This window comes from Oleiphilus sp. HI0123 (assembly GCF_001635315.1).
Genome location: NZ_LWGE01001185.1, coordinates 1 through 1,446, shown reverse-complemented (window position 1 = coordinate 1,446; position 1,446 = coordinate 1). Strand labels below are relative to the sequence as shown.

Here is a 1,446-nt window from a genome sequence, read left to right as displayed (position 1 = left end):
TATGAGTTGTTTTTGACTGTCTGTAAGCATTGGTTAAATAAATAACTATTTTTTAGGCGATTAATAAGGAGAGAATAAAAATATTTCGTTTTACAAAGGCGCGTCCAGCCGCTTGCGCAATTCCTTACGGTAGTTTCTAGGCGAAACCTTCATAAGTTTCTTAAAGACGCGCGAAAAATAAAGCGCATCATCATACCCGAGTTGGTAAGCAATATCAGAAATACTTATGTTTGTTTGCTCAAGTAAAGAACATGCCTGCTCGATCTTCATGTTCGAAAAGTGTTTTAGCGGTGAAATACCAGTCAACTCACGATAGCGCCTGGAGAAGTGGTATTTGGAAACACGGCTAACATCTGCAAGATCAGCAAGACTTAGTGATTTGCCAATATTTTTTCGCATAAAATCCTGTGTCTTTTCGACACTTATACCACCATACTTTTTTGCATCTTCCATCACTGTATGTGCTGTTGAAATCAAAAGATGGCTCAAGAGGCTACTAACGTAGATATAAGAATCCAGGGTAAAACTCGAGCGAGCAATACCAATGAGCTCCCGAAAGCGAGCTAATGTCTGAACGTCATGAGCTTTAACAACTGAGGTATCAGATGCCTTAAATAAATAGCGGTAATAACTATCAGCAAGGTCACCACGAAAATGAAACCAGAAAACTGTCCAGGGTGTTTCAGGGTCAGAGCGGTATTGGTGGGCTGTTTCAGGCGGTAAAATAAACAGGTCCCCTTGGTGAATCTCCCCCTTGTAGTGACCCGTACTTAGATAACCCTGCCCTTCAGCACAATAAATAAGAATATAGTCGTCATGCGCAATTCTCTCCATCTCATGCTTTGCTGCGCTGGGGTAATAACCAATCGACGAAGCAAAGATTTGGCGAGCTATTGGATGAAGCGCGAGCTGTTGCAGAATATGCTTTGGCACACGAATTCGCGTTGCCTGCCTATCCGACAGAGGCCAGTTAGAGGGTTCGCTCATATATAACACTCAGTCAAAAAGCAATATAATCCATATCGATCGCAATTTAGTCAATGACTCTATGCATAATTGTTAGTAGAGTGGCTATCAAATATAAAACATTAGAAATATAAGTTTTACTCGTCTACGACCTTCATTAGCATTCTAAATACTGCATAAAGAATAATAAGGACTCCAATCATGCCTCATCAAGTTCCACTCTTAATCAATGGCGAATTTGTTCACAGTGAAAGCGTGCAAAAACAAAACGTTCTTAACCCCGCGACACAAGAGGTACTTGCAGAGGTCTCATTCGCCACGAAAGGCGAAATTGATCGCGCCGTTGAAGGCGCCAAAGCCGCATTCTTAGAGTGGAAAGAAACCCCTGTCAGTGAGCGCGCTCGCTTGATGCTACGTTACCAGTATTTGTTAAAGGAACATCAGCGTGAGATTGCCGAGATTCTTGCTAAAGACACGGGT

The 1,446-nt window shown here is 42.0% G+C and carries 2 protein-coding genes; one reads left to right on the top strand and one right to left on the bottom strand.

Features of this window, described 5'->3' with window-relative positions; all coding sequences use genetic code 11:
• Positions 1–90: 90 nt before the first annotated feature.
• Positions 91–987: an AraC family transcriptional regulator gene (locus A3761_RS13145; protein ID WP_068553571.1), complete on the bottom strand. Its 897-nt coding sequence runs from the start codon at positions 985–987 to the stop codon at positions 91–93.
• A gap of 180 nt (positions 988–1,167) precedes the next feature.
• On the opposite strand from A3761_RS13145, the gene A3761_RS13140 reads away from it, so the two are divergent.
• The coding region (locus A3761_RS13140; RefSeq protein WP_156491833.1) for an aldehyde dehydrogenase family protein at positions 1,168–1,446 on the top strand (279 nt) is incomplete at its 3' end.

Coding starts and splice junctions, on each gene's coding strand:
- A3761_RS13145 (WP_068553571.1), bottom strand. CDS start 987: ATGAGCGAACCCTCTAACTGGCCTCTGTCGGATAGGCAGGCAACGCGA.